At 73.9% G+C, this 2,182-nt stretch carries 1 protein-coding gene and 1 pseudogene; one reads left to right on the forward strand and one right to left on the reverse strand.

Annotated elements, in window-relative coordinates; translation table 11 throughout:
• A pseudogene (locus MR1_RS20335) lies at window positions 1-1,360 on the forward strand (hypothetical protein); the annotation flags it as partial.
• Window positions 1,361-1,462: 102 nt separating this feature from the next.
• On the opposite strand, the gene MR1_RS19015 reads toward MR1_RS20335, so the two are convergent.
• Entirely contained in the window at window positions 1,463-1,915 is a 453-nt protein-coding gene (locus MR1_RS19015) for a hypothetical protein (RefSeq protein ID WP_067250842.1), read from the reverse strand.
• Window positions 1,916-2,182: the final 267 nt, after the last annotated feature.

A 2,182-nucleotide genomic window follows, 5' to 3' on the forward strand; every position in this document is an offset into this window, starting at 1 on the left:
CCAGGCGGAGGACGCGGACGCGGGCGACGAGCCCGCCGATGCCGACGCCGTCGCCTCGGCCGCCGAGGGCGAGACACCGGACGAGACGTTCGCGGCTCCCCTCCCTGAAGGGGAGGCGCCGGCCTCCGACGGCGAGACGACGGGCGACTCCGCCTCGGACGAGTCGAAGGACGCCGCGGACGAGCCGGGCGACGTCGTCGCGGACGAGTCGACGGACGACGAGACCGCCGCGTCCCCGGAGGACGCGGAGCCCACCGCTTCCGAGGGCACCGAGAACGACGCCGCCGAGGAAGCGGCAGCCGACGCCCCGACGGCAGAGGACGACGCGTCGGCGAGTGACACCGCGGAGGACTCCGCCGTGGCCGCGGGCGTCGCCCTGACGGCACCGATCGACACCGACACGGACTTCGGCGTGACCGCCACGTCCGCCGATGACGGAGCCGACATCACGACGCCGTCCGAGCAGGACGACGACCACACCGTCGGGCCGCTGCCCTTCGCGACGGCGGCGATCTCGGTTCCCGACGCCGCACCGGAGCCGACGTTCGACGAGCTCATCTCCGGAGTCCCCGCTTCGGCGCAGGACGACGCGGCGTCGGCCGATGAGGCGCCCACGACCGCGCTTCCCGTGCCCGCCGAATCGTTGGAGGCCGACGGTCCGGCGGCGGAGGACGCGCCCGAGGCCGAGGTCGACGCGCCGGCGGATGCCGGGGCCGACGCCCCGGACGACGCGGAAGAGAGGGCGACCGAGGAGGACGGCGCGGATGGACGCGCAGCCGCGGAGGCGGACGCCGCCGAGGACGCGCCCGAGACCCCTTCCGAGGACGAGGAGGAGACGTCCCGCGACGAGGCCTCGGCCGAGGACGAGACCTCGGCCGAAGAGCCGCCGACGGAGACGTCGGGGATCACGGGCATCGAGATCTTCAGCTCGCTCACCGAGGGCCAGACCCAGGCGATCCCCGTCGTCCTGGACGCATCGCACGGATCCGAGCCCGAGGACGCCGACGACGTGACCAAGGACGAGGATCCGCGCGCCGCCGCGGTCAGCGCCTCGCTCGCGGCCGCCGCCCGCGCCTACTACTCCGAGGACGCCCCGTCCTACACGCCCGGCGACGCCGAGCCGGACGAGGAACGCCGCACGTGGCGGATCGCCAGCACGGGCGTGATCGACACGGTTCCGACCGCGGAGGAGGGCGAGCACCCCTCCGACGCCGATGGCGCCCCGGCCACCGGCGAGGCAGAGTCGTCCGAGGAACAGCACTCGGACGCGACGCCGGACGACGCGGCCGACGCACAGGACGGTGGCGAGGGCGAGGGAAGCCAGGATGGCTCCGAGGACGGCGAGCGTCCCCGAGACTGACCTCCGCGACGCGCGAACGCGGCGATCCGACTCCGGTCGGGTCGCCGCGTTCTTCGTCCTCTCACGCGGCGGCGGGAGAGATCCCGGGAGCGCGCGAGCCTCTCACGCGCCGGCGGGGCGGATGGCAGGCTTGCCCGCGCGGCCCTTCCCGGGCACGCGGACCGGACCGGTCGCGGCGATCTCGGTGACCTCGGCGAGCTCCTCCGACACGTCCAGGCGCAGCGCCTGAGCGAGGGCCAGCCCATGACGGGTCGTGAGGATCAGGCGCTCGTACTCCGCGCCGACCAGGTCGATGACCACGCTCGGGCGGCGACGACGGATCAGCACGAAGTCCTTGCCCGACGCGGACTGCCACGTTCCCGCGGCCAGGACGCCGGGGATGTGCGTGCCGGGAGCGCGGATGCCGCGCAACCACGTCCACGCGTCATCCGTGAGCTGCACCTTCGTGATCGCGGAGCGCTCGATGTGCAGGTTCCCGCGCTGGAACGTGACCGCGCGCTCGATGGGCGAGAGCTCCACCTCGAGCCGGGTCCGGTCCAGCAGCAGCGTCACCATGGCTCAAGTCTGCCAAAACGAGCCCCACGCGTCTCGGAGACAAGCTCACAGGACCACAACGATCCCGTCCGGCGTCCTGCCCTCTCCTCCGCCATGCGCACTCCGTCCCGATCTGCACACGCCGTCCCGATCTGCACACGAGCAGGCCTGCACCCTGTGCGGATCGGGACAAGATGTGCGGATCGGGACGGATGCGGCGGCCGAGAACGGGAACGGCCCCGCGGCGGGCAGCCGCCGGGATCCGGTGCCGCTCCCGTGCCGGTGCGG

It is taken from the genome of Microbacterium resistens NBRC 103078, from assembly GCF_001552355.1.
In the GTDB taxonomy this organism is placed as follows: Bacteria; Actinomycetota; Actinomycetes; order Actinomycetales; family Microbacteriaceae; genus Microbacterium; species Microbacterium resistens.